Origin of the sequence: Synechococcus sp. R6-7, assembly GCF_047461695.1 — a bacterium.
GTDB lineage: Bacteria > Cyanobacteriota > Cyanobacteriia > Thermostichales > Thermostichaceae > Thermostichus.
The window spans coordinates 1-958 of the sequence record NZ_JANSHS010000036.1; the positions used below are offsets into that span (position 1 = coordinate 1).

1 protein-coding gene is annotated in these 958 nt (G+C 55.1%); it reads right to left on the minus strand.

What is annotated here, in order from left to right:
- The coding region (locus NW815_RS01520; RefSeq protein WP_414415643.1) for a two-component system response regulator at nt 1-787 on the minus strand (787 nt) is incomplete at its 3' end.
- Between the last annotated feature and the right edge of the window lie 171 nt (nt 788-958).

Sequence of the window (958 nt, forward strand, 5' to 3'; positions counted from 1 at the left end):
CATCCCAACGCTCGTGGTGGTGGCGGATGAGGGGCAACACCTCTTTCATGGTGCGTAGTGGGCGGCAGATTTGCTCCCCGATCAAGACATGGGATTTCATCACCTCCCACTCTTCCGGCGTATGCTTGCCTGTTTTACCCAAAATGGCATCGGGTATGCCCACTTTGCCGATGTCGTGCAGGTAACCTCCCCACATCAGCACCTTGATCAGGGGACGGGGCAGATGCAAAAACTCGCCGAAGCTCTTGGCCATTTGTGCCAGGCGCTCACAGTGATCCCCGGTGGTGGGATCCCGGCTTTCCACACTGCGGGCAATGGCGAACAAAACCTGGGCAGCATGATCCAAGTCTTCATTGAGGTGCTTTTGGCGAACGAGGGAACGCACCCGCGCCAACAATTCCGACTCGTCAAAGGGCTTGCTCAAGAAATCATCTGCCCCAGCTTCAATACCGCGCACGCGATTTTTGTGATCGCTGGCCGCTGTAACCAATACCACCGGGATCAAGCGTGTCTCATCATTCGCTTTGATGCGTCGACAGACCTCGAACCCATCTAACCCCGGCATCATGACATCCAGCAAGATCAGATCCGGCTGGAAGGTTTTCAACATTTGCAGGGCTTGATTGCCGCTTTCGGCCTCGCTGACCCGATAGCCAATGCTCTGCAGCAGATCCCCCAGCAGCAGGCGGCTGTTGGGCTGATCATCGACGATCAAAAGATGACCGATCTCTGTCTCATCCGCCTCATCCGCAGAAGGTGTGACAGGGATCCCAACTGTCACGGGCATCTTGGGCATCTCGAGTTTGGCGAGTTGGGCACAGGAAAAGCTGGTCACTGCAGGATCCCAGTAGCAACACCTCTACGGTAATCCCATCAGAGAAAAAAGAGCATCAGGCTTTACACTGAGCTGCTCCGGGAAAGGGAAGGGTTTTCTGATACATTTACGCTGAACACTGCT